9 protein-coding genes are annotated in these 15006 nt (G+C 70.1%); 3 read left to right on the top strand and 6 right to left on the bottom strand.

What is annotated here, in order from left to right; translation table 11 throughout:
* Nucleotides 1-48: 48 nt before the first annotated feature.
* Nucleotides 49-1047 carry a cell envelope lipid trafficking protein PgfA gene (gene pgfA / locus AC1DWR_RS15340; protein ID WP_477612785.1) on the bottom strand — a complete coding sequence of 333 codons (999 nt, stop codon included), beginning with the start codon at nt 1045-1047 and terminating at the stop codon, nt 49-51.
* A gap of 141 nt (nt 1048-1188) precedes the next feature.
* Between pgfA and AC1DWR_RS15335 the strand changes: the two genes are divergently transcribed.
* Complete coding sequence (locus AC1DWR_RS15335; protein ID WP_477612784.1) at nt 1189-2988, top strand: hypothetical protein; 1800 nt, start codon at nt 1189-1191, stop codon at nt 2986-2988.
* On the top strand, nt 2985-4196 hold the full coding sequence (locus tag AC1DWR_RS15330) for an acyltransferase family protein (RefSeq protein WP_477612783.1): 1212 nt from the start codon (nt 2985-2987) through the stop codon (nt 4194-4196). Before AC1DWR_RS15335 ends, AC1DWR_RS15330 begins: the two co-directional genes overlap by 4 nt.
* A 6-nt stretch (nt 4197-4202) precedes the next feature.
* Here AC1DWR_RS15330 and AC1DWR_RS15325 read toward each other — a convergent pair whose 3' ends face one another.
* On the bottom strand, nt 4203-8327 hold the full coding sequence (locus AC1DWR_RS15325) for an alpha-(1->3)-arabinofuranosyltransferase domain-containing protein (RefSeq protein ID WP_477612782.1): 4125 nt from the start codon (nt 8325-8327) through the stop codon (nt 4203-4205).
* Entirely contained in the window at nt 8324-9085 is a 762-nt protein-coding gene (locus AC1DWR_RS15320) for a class I SAM-dependent methyltransferase (protein ID WP_477613416.1), read from the bottom strand. The genes AC1DWR_RS15325 and AC1DWR_RS15320 overlap by 4 nt, the downstream gene beginning before the upstream one ends.
* 85 nt (nt 9086-9170) lie before the next feature.
* Between AC1DWR_RS15320 and AC1DWR_RS15315 the strand changes: the two genes are divergently transcribed.
* Nucleotides 9171-10349 carry a glycosyltransferase family 4 protein gene (locus AC1DWR_RS15315; RefSeq protein WP_477612781.1) on the top strand — a complete coding sequence of 393 codons (1179 nt, stop codon included), beginning with the start codon at nt 9171-9173 and terminating at the stop codon, nt 10347-10349.
* Here the strand turns inward: AC1DWR_RS15315 and AC1DWR_RS15310 are convergent.
* The 3 genes from AC1DWR_RS15310 to polA form a co-directional block, all read right to left on the bottom strand.
* Nucleotides 10337-10540 carry a hypothetical protein gene (locus AC1DWR_RS15310; protein WP_477612780.1) on the bottom strand — a complete coding sequence of 68 codons (204 nt, stop codon included), beginning with the start codon at nt 10538-10540 and terminating at the stop codon, nt 10337-10339. The two genes, AC1DWR_RS15315 and AC1DWR_RS15310, sit on opposite strands and share 13 nt — an antisense overlap.
* A 95-nt stretch (nt 10541-10635) precedes the next feature.
* On the bottom strand, nt 10636-12273 hold the full coding sequence (locus AC1DWR_RS15305) for an MmpA family trehalose lipid delivery protein (RefSeq protein ID WP_477612779.1): 1638 nt from the start codon (nt 12271-12273) through the stop codon (nt 10636-10638).
* An 11-nt stretch (nt 12274-12284) separates the two neighbouring features.
* Nucleotides 12285-14957 (bottom strand): DNA polymerase I, encoded by a 2673-nt coding sequence (polA, locus tag AC1DWR_RS15300; RefSeq protein WP_477624729.1) that lies wholly within the window; start codon nt 14955-14957, stop codon nt 12285-12287.
* Between the last annotated feature and the right edge of the window lie 49 nt (nt 14958-15006).

The raw sequence follows: 15006 nt of genomic DNA, 5'->3' as shown, positions 1-15006 counted from the left end.
GGGCCGCCCGGATTCCGAGCGGCCCTTCGTGGTGTGGTGCGGGTGGCGTCAGGTGGCTTCGCGAGAACCCCGGCGCCTGCCCCCGAAGGTGAGGAACAGGCCGAGGGCGAGGAACACCAGTCCGAGCACGATCGCGATAGCGGTCAACGGACCGTTGATGAGGCCGAGCGTAGAGCCCTTGGAGCCCCAGTCCTCGGCGTTCTTCTTCACCGTCGCCTCGGAGTAGCCGATGGTGCCCTTGGTCGTGAAGAGCTCGGGGTAGGCGTCGGTCGTGAGCGACTTCTCGACCTCTTCCTGGCCCTTGATCAGGACGCCCGTGTTGGGTTCGATCCACAGCGTGCGGATGTTGCCGTAGTTCACCGTGGCAGTGACGTTGCCGGTGGCGGTGTCGCCGAACAGTGCCTTGGGGACATCGCGCTGCGTCACCTCCGCCTTGGGGATGTTCTGGCGGAAGACGTAGGTGCTGACTCCCTCCAGCTTCTCCTCGCGGACGAAGCTGATGTCGGTGGCCTTGCCCAGGTCGCCGTCCCACCACTGGTAGGTCTTCTTCTGCACGTCGAACGGGAACTTGAAGAACAGGCCCTTGTGGTCGAGCGGCGTGACCTTGGCCGGGTCGTCAAGGTCACCGGCGGACTTGAAGTCGCCACAGCAGTTCGTGGCCTCAGCGGTCTTCCGGTTGAAGGAGACACCTTCGTTGGTGAAGCTGAGGTCGGTCCACTTGCCGTCGATCTCGGCCTGTGACTGCACGGTTGTCTGCCAGAAGGCGTCCGTGTCCTGCTTCTTGGCATCCTTGGCCCGGCCAGGGATCCCGATCACGTTCCGTGTGCTCTTGAGATGGGCGTTCTCAAGCTTGTCGTAGTGTGACTTGCCGTCGTCGCCCTTGTAGACGTGCAGCGCAGACATGCCAGTGCCTTCTGAAACAGACACTGAGCGTTGGTTCAGCTTGACGGTCGCAAGCCCGTCGTACAGAACCGGCTTCGCTGAAACACCTACAACCAACAGCAAAACTCCCAAAAGCGTGGCAACACTGCCAAGCACCTTGCGCATCCCGGCTTTCTCCTTGCGTTATGAGGTGGCTGGACACTACCAGCGAGTAGCCTTTGTCACGCGCATATTGGCGCCACTGCGAGAAATGAGCTGATTTTGGTGGGAGTTGTGCAGCAAACTGCGCCGTCCGAGGCCACTCGGGTGCGGCATGCAGCACGTCCGGGGCGACCGTTCGACCGGGGCGCCGGTGCCGTGATCGCTGCCTTCGTGGTCGCCAGCGCCTACCTGATCGTCCCGAGCGGCTACTACATCGACGACTTCCGGGCACAGGCCTACGCCGCGGGTCGAGGGCCGTGGCCGTTCATCGTCGAGAGCAACGCGACCCACCTTGCTCCCGGTGCCCGGACGATGGACTGGCTCCAGGCCCACTACTGGCCGCTCGAACGCCTGCCTGCCGTCCTGTTCACCCTGACGGTGTGCGCGCTGCTGGGCGTGGCGGTGTGGCGGCTGGTCAACCAGCTCGTCACCCGCCGCTCGGTGGCCCTCGTGGGACTCGGCCTGGCCCTCTTCGCTCCGTCGATCATCCCGGCCATCGCGTGGTACCGGCAGGCGCTCACCACCCTCACCGCACTCGTCCTGATCCTCGTGGCCATCGATGCGGGGCTGCGCTACCTTCGCGGCGGCTCGCGCACGTGGGCGTATGCCGCGTGCCTGGCGCACGCCGCAGGGTTGGCCTTCTCCGAGCGAACCCTGGTCGTCCCCGTGGTCCTCGTGACAGCCGGCCTCCTGCTGGTCCCCAGCACGACGTTCCGGCGCGCCCTGCCGCGGCAGGCCGTGGCCGTGGGGCCCATGATCGTCCTGAACCTCGCGTTCCTCGCGTTCTACGGCAGCGGCGACTTCGACCACGCTGGCGTGGGGACACCGAGCCTTGCCGGGTTCGCAGCCGCCATCGGACGGTCCCTCCTTCGCAACTCGATCCCGAGCCTGGTGGGCGGCCCGATCAGCTGGCGGCCCGGCGGTGAGAGCTACTCGTATGCGCAGACACCCCTGTGGCTCGCGATCGTCGGCTGCGCCGCCCTCGCCCTCCTCGTGGTGCTCGCCGTTCGCCGCCGTCGCGAGGGACACGGCGGCACACCTGTGTGGCGACCCCTCCTGGTGGTGGCGGCATACGTCGTGCCGATCTACTGCATGCTCTACGTCGGACGCATCGCGCGCGCCGAGGTCTCGTCCGTGGACGACCTCCGGCTGTTCCCGGACGTGGGCGTGTTCCTTGCCCTTGCGGTGGCAGTGCTGCTCGACGTCGCCGTCCGTCGCCCCCGACGCGCGACAGTCCGAGCCCTCGCGGCCGGCGCGATCGCTGCGACGGTGGCGTGCGGCCTGTCCTGGGTCGGCTTCGCCCACCGTTGGCACCAGAACTCGAGCCCCTCCTACGTGGAGGCGCTTCGCACCGACCTCACCAAGAACCTTTCCCCCGTGGTCGCCTCCCCTGTGCCTGTCACGATCGTGCCCAACTGGGTCCAACCCGACTTCTCGACGGCCGACCTGATCGCCATCCTGCGCCCCACCACGCGCACGGCCGTCTTCGACTCCGCAGCGCGCCTCGTCGGCCCCGACGGGCATCTCACGGACGGCCAGCTGAAACGGATCGCGGTGGCACCGGACGAACGGTCGGACTTCTGCAGGCACGCGTTGCCCGCCGGTCAGGAGAACGCAACGATCGACTTCACCGAGGCTGTCCCCTACTACAGGGGGGCGCTGCTGGAGCTCGGCGTTCTCGTGTCAGACACCACCTCGCTCACGGTGCGCGTCATCGCCGAGGACGGTTCGGTCTCGGCTCCGCGGCCCGGGGTCACGCCCGAGATGCAGCGAGGTCCCCACCGGCTGCTCCTGCCGGTCATGCCGGATGTCCGCGTGAAGAGCGTCCAGATCAGCCGAAGCCGTGCGAGCGCCGACGTGTGCGTCACGACCCTGCAGGTCGTCCAGCCTCCGGAGCCCCAGTGACCGCGACCGACGTTCCCACCGGCGCCGGCACCGGCGCTCCCCCAGAAGCCCCCTCTGACGTCACTGCTGATGGCAGGCGCACACGAGGCGCCGAGCACGCAGTGCACCACGTCCGAGAGCTCGAGGGTTTGCGTGCCCTCGCTGCGTTGGCGGTGGTCGTCACCCACGCGGGCTTCATGGCGGGGACCATCGGGCGGAACGTGCTGCCCGGTTTCGTTGCGCGCATGGACATCGGGGTCGCCCTCTTCTTCGTGCTGAGCGGCTTCCTCCTGTACCGGCCGTACGCCCGGTTCAACGCCGGCCTGGGCGTCTGGCCATCGCTGCGGACCTTCGCGCTGCGCCGGACGGCCCGCTTGGTCCCCGCGTGGCTGTGCGTCCTCGCGGCGACTCCGCTGCTCTGGGCAGAGGCGCGGCAAGCCCGCCTCACGACCTGGTTGGCCAACCTCGCCCAGCTCCAGGGGGTGAAGCAGTCGTGGGTCATGCCCGGACTCGCCCAGCTCTGGAGCCTGTCGACCGAGGTGATGTTCTACCTCGCGCTGCCAGGCCTGGCCTGGCTGGTCGCGCGGATCGTCCGACGACGCTCCCCCGGTCACGAGCTGGCCGCCATCGTCGGGATCATGCTGTTCGCCGAGGCATTCCGCGCCGTCGATGCCTGGGGTGGCCTGCCCGCGGGGTACACCTGGTTGCAGACGCTCCCTGCCACGCTCGACTGGTTCGGCTACGGCATGCTGCTGGCCTGTCTGACGGCTCGTCCCGGGCGCTGGTCGTCGGCCACCTCCACGATCCGCCGTTCGCCCGTCGCTCTCTGGGTGCTGGCGGCCTGCGTGATGTGGGTCCTGACGACCAGGCTCGCCGGACCCTACGACCTGTCGCAGGCCACGGTGTGGGAACAGACCTTCAAGCACCTCGGCTACGGCCTCTTCGCGTTCCTCGTGATCGCCCCGTCCGCGGTGGGTGGTGGAAACCCGTTGAGCGGGTTCCTCGGCAGTCGGGTGATGCGCTACCTCGGGCAGATCAGCTACGCGATCTTCCTGTGGCACATGCCCATCATGTTCGCCCTGCGGGAGGCCCGCGGCCTCACGCTGTTCGCGGGCCACTTCTGGTTCACCCTGATCGGCACCCTCGCGATCACCGTTCCCGTGGCCGCGGCGAGCTGGCACTTCGTCGAGCAACCGGCCCAGCGTTTCGTGCGCGACCGGACGGGCTGAGCCAGCTCAGACGCGGGAGCGGTGGTCGCCGGCGCGGTGGTCGCCAGCGCGGTGGTCCGGTCCCCGGTGCCGTCGCGCTGGCAGCAGCACCACACCCAGCACCACGGCGGTCAGAACCGCTGCAACGAGTCCGCGGTTGGTCGCGGCGGGCTCGGGCCAGGGTGCGGCGGCGCCCCACGTGGCCCACACTCCCAAGACCCCGACCAACGCCACGACCCCACGCCGTGGGCCGAGCCGGCGAACGGCGAAGCCGGCGAGGGCTCCCGCCAGCCCCCAAGGCCCAGCCAGTACCGCGAGGGCAGCGACGAGAGCGAGCGCACCGACGAGACCGGGCAGCCGGAGCTCGGGACCGAGCGCGAGGGAGAACCGTCTCCGACCCGTGACCGCCACGACCAGGACTCCCAGAGCGAGCAGGAGGCCGAGGCCCAGCGTGACCCGGAACGGAGTCTGCGGGCTGAACTCGAGCCGCAGGACGCCACGGTCAGCCGCAGGGACGATCCACCCCTGGGACCAGCCGTCCAGCGTCACCGATGACGCCTGCTTGGTGCCGAAGCGTGCTGTCCACCCGGGGTTGGCGTTCTCGCGCACCCGGACCACGGAGGGCTGGCTCAGGTCGGTCACCGTGATGGCACGGTCGGCGGGCGACCACCGGGAGGCCGTGACGGGCGACTGCGTCGCCGACGTCTCCGAGGCCCACAGCGAGAGGTTGCGCACTCCGAACTCCGCGGAGGCCAGCACCCTCAACCGCGAAACCCCCTGGTCGAGGCGGACCCGCTCGCAGACCCGGAGCCGAAGCGGGAGGCCCTGGATCAGGGCAGCACGTGACCCGGTCACCTCCGTGGGGTACTCGGTGCCGTTGACCTGCAGTCGTGGTCCGAAGCCGCAGGGCATCGCGACGTCGGTGCCCTCGAGGGGTGGCCAGGAGTCTCCGACCAGGTTGACGTCGCCGAGGACGATCGGAGCCGGCGCGTTGCGGCCATCCGAGCGAAGGGCGAGGTTGGTGCTCTTGATGACCCTGACCACCACGCTGGCCGCCTCGGTCTCGGGAATGACCACCGTGCCGCGTGCGGCATCCCCCTCCACGGTGCGGCGATAGGTCTGACCGCCGGCCGTCACGTCGACCTCGGTGATCCGCCGGCCGGTCACCGCGGGGTCGGTCTCGAAGCTTAGGCCACGAACCACCCGCTTGTGCGGGAAGCGCAGGGTGAGGCTGGGGCCGAACTGTGACGGCGACGAGGCCCAGAAGGTGGCGGGGTCGCCATCGATGGCCAGCTGCGGTGCGGTCGACGCACCCGGCACCCATGTGCTCGTGGCCGCGGCCCTGATGCCGTCAGGTCGGTCCAGGAGTCTGGCCGTCGCCGTGGCCGCACGCGGCACGACCGAGCCCGTGCCCTCCATGGTCGTGCCCGAGGGGACACTGAAGATGCGGCGCAGGTCGAGCTCGCCCTCACTCACCCGTGCCTTGTCGGGGCGGCAGTGCAGGACGTCGTGGAACCCCGGCACGCACGCGGGGACCCGGTCCGGCGAGGCCTGAAGGAGGACTCCGTCGATCGTGTCGGACGTCGGCTCGGGCAGGCGCAGCCAGCTCTCGACCCTGGGCAGCACTCCCACGCCGATGTCCCGCACGCGAACGGTCGGCTTGCCAGGACGGGTCTCGACCACGGCCATCCGGAACCTTGTCGTCGCACCGGGCTGCACCGAGAGCCGGACCACCGTACGTGCCGCCGCCGACCCACGCTCGGGCGAGCTGACCGGAGTTCTGACGGTTCCCGTGTCGGTGGTCACGGTCACTGCGGCGATGTCTGCACCGTCCTGCATGTCGAAGACCGCGTCGAGGTGATCCGGCAGCGTCACCGCCTGCTGCAGCTGGAGCTCGACGTACTGACCCGCAGGTTGGTAGCCGCGGCTCTCCCACATCGTGTCGAGGCTGGAGTCGAAGGCGCTGTCCGGTACCCGCGTCAGGTCGCGCACCTGACCCAGGTCGGGATAGGCCAACGATCCGGAGGCAGTGACCGAGCGCGCCCCCACGAGCTCCTTGACGGTCTGCTGGTCGACGAGCGAAGCGTCGTGGTACAGCCACGGCATCAACCAGTCGTGCGCCAGCCGTGGCGCCGGATAGGCCTCGGACGCCGCAAGCGGCGGGCCGTAGTTCCTGCGCACGGCGGCAAAGTTGGCCTCGCGGCGCTGCAACGTGTCGGTGAGGATCTGAGGCGCCTTCTCGAGCCCCGCCGTACGCAGCGACGCTCCGTCCGAGCTCAGGAGCACGGGCTGCTCCGCGTCGGGAAGCAGCACCGTGCCTTCCGGGCCTCCGGCCAGGACAGAGGTGGACTCGACCGGCTGGGTCCGTGTTGGCGCGATGCTGGTGTCGTCGGCGACGTCATAGATGACGATGGCCGGGATCGGCTGGTCCTGGCCTCCGTCGAAGGCCACCTCCGGGTTGAGGCTTCCTCCGAGCTCGGGGCCGAAGAAGGACACCGGTCGCGCCCCCGCCGACGCCAAGGCGGCCTGCACCACCATCGGTGCCGGCGCCCCCGTGACCCGGTAGGCCAGGTCCGAACGCAGCAGCACCCTGCTGATGCCCATGCGGACGAAGGCGTTGCGCAGCTCCACGCCGCCGAAACCCGACGCCACCCGAGCCTCGATGTCGTTGAGCATGCGAGTCGCCCCAGCGGAACCGAGCGGCACGGCGTCGCGCACGATCCAGGGGCTGGATGCGAGTGGCTGCAGCGCCTCGTCCCGGGGGTCACCCCAGTAGCTGGCCGGCGCGTTGGCTCCCGGGAGGACCAGGGTGCGTCCCGCGCTCGGGTGGTCCCCCAGCCAGTCGGCGGCCTGCTTCCAGTACCCCGGCACGGCCAGGAACTGCCCACGCTGGCTCACTCCCTGGAAGACCGGGGCAGCAGCCTGCGCCGCCACCGCCACCAGAACGACCGCGGTCACGACGTGCGGGATCCGGCCTCCGGCCCGACGCAGCATTCCCTCGAGACGCGGGAGCGCGTGCGCGATACCGATGCAGAGGACGACCCGGATGACCGGTTCGAACTTGTGCGTGTTCCGAAAGGGGGCGAGGGCGCCGTCCAGCAGGGTGGACAAGGACCCGGCGAACGGCCCGACCCCCGGGCCCACGTGGCCCAAGGTCACGAGCACCAGCCCGACGACGAGGCCACAACGGACGAAGAGCGACCAGGAGGCGCCGGCGCGCCAGACACCCAGGAGTCCGACCGCCACCAGCACGAGCCCGAGCCAGACGACGGGCTGTTGGGTCAGGATCTGCCATCCTGCCGGCCACTGCGGTCCACGAGCACCTGAGATGGCTGCGATCCACTGCGTCGTGCCACGCAGTGCTTCGGTGGTCGAGGCCCCCGACGTAGTCACAGCGCTCGACTCGATCCAGTCGAGGAAGGGCGGGCTGTAGCGCCCCAGCAGGAGCAGGGGCCCGATCCACCACGCGGACACCAGGACGACGAACAGCGACCACCACCCAGCCAGTCGCAGTCGTGCCCCCTTGGCGCGGGTGAGGATCCACAGCGCTGGCAGCGGGAGCAGCGCCAGGGCCGCCACCGCGTTGACCGCGCCCGCGGCGAGGAATGCCGCCGCCGACCGAGCCGCAACCACGCGTTCGTCCCCCCGGCGTGCACCGACGAGGGGCAGCAGCACCCACGGCGCCACCGCCATCGGCCAGATCTCCGAGCTGATGGCGCCCAGACCCTCCAGCATCCGTGGTGCCAACGCGTAGGCGAAGGCCGCGAGCATCCGGGACGTGCCGGTCCCGATGGCCAGCCTCACCAGCAGCAGGCGCATCCCGTGGAAGGCCACGAGCAGCAGCAGGCACCACCACAGCCTCTGGACCACCCACGGTGGCGCTCCCAGCTGGTGCCACAACCAGAAGAACGGCCCCATGGGGAACAGATAGCCGTACGCCTGGTTCTGCAGCTGTCCGGCGGCGGCCTGGGGGTCCCACAGGGTGAAGGCTCGGGCCAGCAGTGCTCCCGGAGCCTGGGTGAGGTCGAGCTTGGTGTCACCCGCGGTCCACCGCGGCGCCTGGGTGAAGGCGAAGGCGACCAGAACGGCCGACTGGGCGATCAGGTTGAGAGTGTCGCGTCCCCGCTCGACGGCATGTCGGTCGGCCATCATCCGCCCACGCGTTGCACGACGATGACGCTGTTCCAGCACGCCACCTCGCGCAGCCCGGGGACACGGATGACCCACTTCGCCCAGGACGGGTGGTACCGAGGCAGCACTTCGACCACCCGCACGGCCCCCGTCGACTCGACCGCGTTCAGCCAACGCATCATCCGCCCGACCGAGCAGGCGAACAGGGAACGACCGAAGTCGTTCTTGGGGCGCTTGCCGTGCTTCGCGGCATACCGGTCGGCGGCGCGCCGACCCCCCAGGTAGTGCCACGGTGCCGTCTCGTGGCCGCCCCAGGGCGACAGCCACGGGGTCCACGACAGCACCATGAGGCCGCCCGGTTGCAGGATCCGCAGCATCTCGTCCGCCATCGCCTCCGGTTCCGGCACGTGCTCGAGCACGTTGCTCGAGTACGCGACCGTCACCGAGCCATCGGCGAAGGGCAGGGCAAGGCCCGAGCCCCGCACCGCGTTGGCCCCCACCTGGCCCCGGGCCGTCAGCTCGCCCACGTCCGGTTCGACACCGGCATACCCTGCACCGGCCGCGACGAAGGCGTCGGCGAAGTAGCCCGGTCCCCCACCGATGTCGACCACGGTGGCGCCCTCGAGCGTCGTCCACCGGCGCACCTCGGCGACCGAGTCGACGGCGAGGGTCGAGTAGAAGCGGTCGGGATCGGTCTGCTCCACCAGGAAGGCCCGGAACAGCTCCAGCGAGCGCCGCAGGGACCCCCTCGGCAGCTCAGGCGCAGCCGGATTTCCCATCTCGATCACGGGGTGAACCCTAATGCCGCTACGGTTACTCATGAGTCAACTTAGCCAATCTCCGGACGTGTGAGGATCGCAACAGGTGCGTATCGCCCTTCTCAGCTGGCGCGACTTCACGCACCCTGAGGGCGGCGGCGCGGAGCACTACCTCGAAACCGTCGGGCAGCACCTGGCCGCGCGCGGCCACGAAGTCACCATCTACTGCGCCGCCCACGGAGACGCTTCGCCGCGAGAGACCATCCGCGGCGTGACCTACCGCCGCCAGGGCGGCCGACTGAGTGTGTATGCCGCGGCCATGCGGGCGCTGCGCCGCGACGAGCGGGCAGACGGCCCGTACGACGCGGTGGTGGACACCCAGAACGGCATTCCCTTCTTCTCTGCCTGGGGCACCCGCAGCCCGCTCGTCGTGCTGGTCCACCACGTGCACCGGGAGCAGTGGCCGGTGGTCTTCGGTCCGCTCGCGGCCCGGATCGGCTGGTTCATCGAGTCGAGAGTGGCCCCTCGTGCCTATCGCACGAGGCAGTACGTCGCCGTGTCCGGCAAGACGCGGGACGAGCTCGTCGAGCTGAGGGTGGATCGTGAGCGCATCGCCGTCATCCACAACGGCACCGATGCGCCACGTTCGCTCGGTGTCGCGCGCGCCGACCGACCGACGATCGTGGTCCTCGGGCGGCTGGTGCCGCACAAGCGCGTCGAGCATGCCATCGACGTGGTCGCCCGCCTCCGACCGACGCATCCCGGGCTCCAGCTGCGCGTCATCGGCCACGGGTGGTGGCACGACCGTATCGCCGAGCACGCTCACGAGTCCGGCGTCGAGGACGACGTGTCCTTGCTCGGCTTCGTCGACGAGGAGACCAAGCACGCCGAACTGGCGGCGGCGTGGCTCGCCCTCGCCCCCAGCGTCAAGGAGGGCTGGGGGCTGTGTGTCGTGGAGGCGGCCAGCCACGGCGTCCCGACCATCGCCTACGACGATGCCGGCGGCCTGTCGGAGTCCATCGTCGACGGCCGCACCGGAGTGCTGGTCGAGGACCTGGACGCCATGACGCACGAGGTGTCGGAACTGCTTGCCGATCGAGTCCGCCGGGAGCAGATGGGGCAGCACGCCCGCGACTACGCCCAGCAGTTCACCTGGACGGGAACGGCTGAGTACTGGGAGCGACTCCTGACCCACGTGGCACAGAGAAGGGCGCCGATCGCGATGACCGACGCCCGTTCCCAGGCAGTAGAGGGCTGGTCAGCGGTGGCTGATCAGCCGCCGTAGGGAATGATCTGGGCGGGGTCGACGATGTCTTTCTGACCCGACTGGACCGCGGCGCTGTCGCCAGGACCCTGCGTGTTCACCACGGTGATCACAGCGGCGGCGGCGGCGCCCCCACCGAGCACGAGGCTGAGCAGCGTGACGGCAACGGCTGACGAAACCTCGCCACGCTCGTTTGGACGGAAAAACTTCATGCTCCAGGGCCTCCCCGGCTAGTGGTGTCCCGCGAATGTTACCGGCTGGTTGCCTTTTTCGTGCAATCCTCCGAGATTCGCGCCTCGCGGGCGTGTCACCACGCCCAGACTGCGAAGTTCGCCGAGTCCTGCACGACGCGCATTCCGGTAGGCCGCGAGGGTGCCCCACCGGGCGTTCCCTTCCAGATCACCACGGCTGCCACTCCCTGCGCGCGGAGGTCTGCGACGTCGACCCGGCCAGCCTGCCACCCGGCCACCACGGCGGGATCGTCATCCACCGTGATCCGCCTGGCGTCTCGCACCACGGTGAGCTGGTGTGCCGTCAGCACCCGCCCGGGCAAGGCTCTCGGCAGCGGGTCGAGGAACGGCCGCCCGCCGGCCCAGGACACCGCCCTGAACGGCTGCCAGGGCAGGACGGCCACCGTTCCTCTGCCCGCGGCCGCAACTGCCGCGCTCACCATGGGCTGCCAGTCTGCCGGCATCGTGACCGGCCGGTATGCGGTGTGCACGGCCTTGGGCAGGTCCGGCGCCGACAGCACAGCGAGGCTCGCCACCACCACGGCAGCCGTGGCCGAGACCAGCCGGCCCGGTGCCTGACGACCACGGCGCCGGAGCAGGTGGCCCAGCTCAGCCACCGCCATGGCGAGGAGCACCGCTGCGGCCAGCGCGCTGAGCCCCAGCCAGCGATGAGTGTCGCGACCGATGGCCACGCCCGGGACGGCCTGAAGGGAGGTGAACAGGGACAGGCCCGGGCCTGTCGAGAGCAGCCACGCGGTCAGCGGTGGCACCAGCCATCCGAGGGCGAGGCCGAGCGCCAAGCCAGGACGACCCCGACGGTGCAGGGTGAGGACGCCTGCCCCGGCGGCGACCAGGACGAGGCAGGACGCGACCACGGACGTCAGCTCGGTGCGCGAGGCCGGCTGGGCACCTGATGCCCAGACGCCGCCCAGGGTCATGGCCGAGCCGAGGACGCCCAGTGGAGAGTCTGCCGCGAGCGCGAAAGCGCGAGCGCCATCGGGATCGGCGCCACCCGAGCCGTGCGCGAGTGCCGGGACCACCCACGGCAGGCACCAGGCGGTGACCACCAGGACGCACCCGACGAGCCACGCCCCGCTGCGGCGGTGGGCAACCGCGGCCGACGAGCCCAGCACGGTGGCACCGGCCACGAGCGCACCCCACGGCGTCAGGGCCGCAGGCAGTCCGGCCAGGGCGACGAGCAGCAACGACTTCAACGGCGCGGACCTCGAGAGCACCACGGCGACGAGCCACGGCGTCATCGAGTAGGCGAGCAAGGTCGGCGGCTGCCCGATGAGCAGGCGCTCGGCGACGTAGGGGTTCCACATCGCCAGGACTGCGCCCGTCACCATCGCGGCCAGCCCCCACCGTCGCAGCAGGAGGGCCGTCCCGAGCCCCGCCATGAAGACCGCACCCGTCAGCATCGCCTGCTGTTGCACCCCCGTCGGCACCACTCCGGACAGGGCTGTCATCACCGCGTCGAGCGGGACCGCCCGGGGTGCCTGACCCCCGCCCCACGTCGTGGGACTCCACACGGGTCGCGGCACGCTCACGAAGTCGCGGTACAGGTAGAGGCCCTGGCCAAGCGACCGACCGCACACCACGGCCGTGACCACCAGTGATACCAGCGCCGCCACGGCTAGGTCGCGCGCGCCGCTGTGAGAGCCCGCTGCACTGTCGCGCAGCCCGCGGCGGGCAGCCGCGACCGGAGCCGGCATCTCGGAGCCGCTCAGTGGGCGGCGTCGTGCCAGGAGCGGCCGACCCCGACACTGACGTCGAGCGGCACGTCCATGTCGATGGCGCCGCCCATCTCGCGGCGGACCAACGCCTCCACGTCGGCCGCCTCACCGGGCGCGATCTCGAGGACCAGCTCGTCGTGCACCTGGAGCAGCTGACGCGACTGCGCGCCGGACTCCTTGAGCGCGGCCTCGACGCGCAGCATCGCCAGCTTGATGATGTCGGCGGCCGATCCCTGGATGGGCGCGTTGAGCGCCATCCGCTCGGCCATCTCACGGCGCTGCCTGTTGTCGCTGGTCAGGTCGGGCAGGTATCGCCGGCGGCCCAGCATGGTCTCGGTGTAACCCGTCCCGCGCGCCTCGGCGACCACCGAGTCGAGGTAGTCCTTCACCCCCCCGAACCGGGCGAAGTACTCGTCCATCAGACCCTGCGCCTCGCCGGTCGAGATGGTGAGCTGTTTGGACAGGCCGAACGCCGACAACCCGTAGGCCAGGCCGTAGGACATCGCCTTGACCTTGGAGCGCATCGCCGAGGTGACGTCCTCAGGGTCGACGGAGAACACGCGCGACCCGACGAACCGGTGCAGGTCCTCCCCCGACCGGAACGCCTCGATCAGGCCCTCGTCACCGGAGAGGTGGGCCATGATCCGCATCTCGATCTGGCTGTAGTCGGCCGACATGAGGGACTCGTAGCCCTCGCCCACGATGAAGACCTCGCGGATCCGGCGTCCCTCGTCGGTGCGGATCGGGATGTTCTGCAGGTTGGGGTCGGTCGACGAGAGGCGGCCGGTCGCCGCGATCGTCTGCTGGTAGGTCGTGTGGATGCGCCCGTCCTCGGCCACCGACTTGAGCAGGCCCTCGACCGTGACGCGCAGGCGCGAGGCGTCACGATGCCGCAGCAGCGCCTCGAGGAAAGGGTGCTCGGTCTTGGCGAACAGGTCGGTCAGAGCATCGGCATCGGTCGTGTAGCCGGTCTTCGTGCGCCGTGTCTTGGGCAGGCCCAGGGTCTCGAACAGCACCACCTGGAGCTGCTTGGGCGAACCGAGGTTGATCTGGTCTCCACCGATGGCGTCGTAGGCATCGCCCTGCGCCTCGCGCACCTTCGCCGCGAAGTCGGCCTCCAGCCCGGTCATCACCTCGACGTCGGCCGCGATGCCGGTGCGCTCCATGCCAGCGAGCACCTGCTCGAGGGGCAGCTCCACGTCCTGCTGGAGCGAGGTGCCGCCGGTGGCCTCGAGCTGCTCGGCCAGCGACCCTGCGAGGTCGAGCACGGCGCGGGCACGGACCATGGCATCCTGCGCGCCGGCGTCGCCCTCGTCACCGAAGTCGAGCAGACCCTGCCCGGAGGTATCCGCCTCGGCCCGCAGCTCACGGCCGAGATGGCGCAGCACGAGGTCGGCCAGGTCGTAGGAGCGCTGGTCGGGTCGCACCAGGTAGGCGGCCAGCGCGGTGTCGGTCGTGATCCCCTCGACGCTCCAACCCCGCGCCCCCAGCGCGAGCAGGGGTCCCTTGGCGTCGTGCAGCACCTTGGGACGCTGCGCGTCGGCGAGCCAGGCACCGACGGCCGCCTCCCCCGCCGAGTCCAGCGCGGTCAGGTCGACGTAGGCCGCGGCGTCGCCGTCGGTGGCCAGCGCCAGGGCGGTCGCGTCCCCGGTGCCACGACCCCACTGGCCGACGAGGTGCACGCCCACTGTGGCGCCGGGCGCGGCATACTCCTGCAGCCACCCCGCCACCTCGTCGGGCGCGAGCAGCGCGCCGTCGAGGTCGAACCCGTGGTCGGCCTCCTCCTGGGGAGCGTCGAGGTACTCGAAGAGGCGGTCGCGCAGGACGCGGAACTCCAGGCTGTCGAACACCGCGTGCACCTGCTCGCGGTCCCAGTTCTGGCGCTCGAGGTCGGCGATGGTCAGGGGCACGTCGAGGTCACGGACGAGCTGGTTGAGGCGCCGGTTGCGCAGCACGCCGTCAAGGTGCTCGCGCAGGGACTCACCCGCCTTGCCCTTGATCTCGTCGACGTGGGCGACCACCCCGGTGAGGTCGCCGTACTGGCTGATCCACTTGGCCGCCGTCTTGGGGCCGACCCCCGGGACGCCCGGCAGGTTGTCGGAGGACTCACCGACGAGCGCCGCGAGGTCGGAGTAGCGCTCGGGCAGCACGCCGTACTTGGTCTCCACCGCGGCCGGGGTCATCCGGGCAAGCTCGGAGACGCCCTTGACGGGGTAGAGCACGGTGCTGGTGTCCGTGACCAGCTGGAACGAGTCGCGGTCGCCCGAGCAGATCAGCACCTCCATCCCCTCGGCCAGCGCCTGGGTGGTGAGGGTGGCGAGCACGTCGTCGGCCTCGTAGCCGTCGACCTCGACGTAGCGGATGCGCAGGGCGTCGAGGACCTCGTGCAGCAGCGAGACCTGACCCTTGAACTCGCTCGGGGTCGCCGAGCGGCCGGCCTTGTAGTCGGCGTACTGCTCGGTGCGGAAGGTCTGCCGGGACACGTCGAACGCCACCGCGAGGTGAGTCGGCTGCTCGTCACGCATGACGTTGATCAGCATCGAGGTGAACCCGTAGACAGCGTTGGTGTGCTGGCCCGTGCTCGTCGAGAAGTTCTCGGCCGGCAGGGCGAAGAACGCCCGGTAGGCGAGGGAATGACCGTCGAGGAGCAGGAGGCGACTCACGCATGGCAGCCTATTGGTTATGAGTGACACCCCCATGACCGACCGCACC

The sequence above is a fragment of the Pedococcus sp. P2_E2 genome (assembly GCF_056403955.1).
This window is presented reverse-complemented; position numbering and strand designations above follow the sequence as displayed.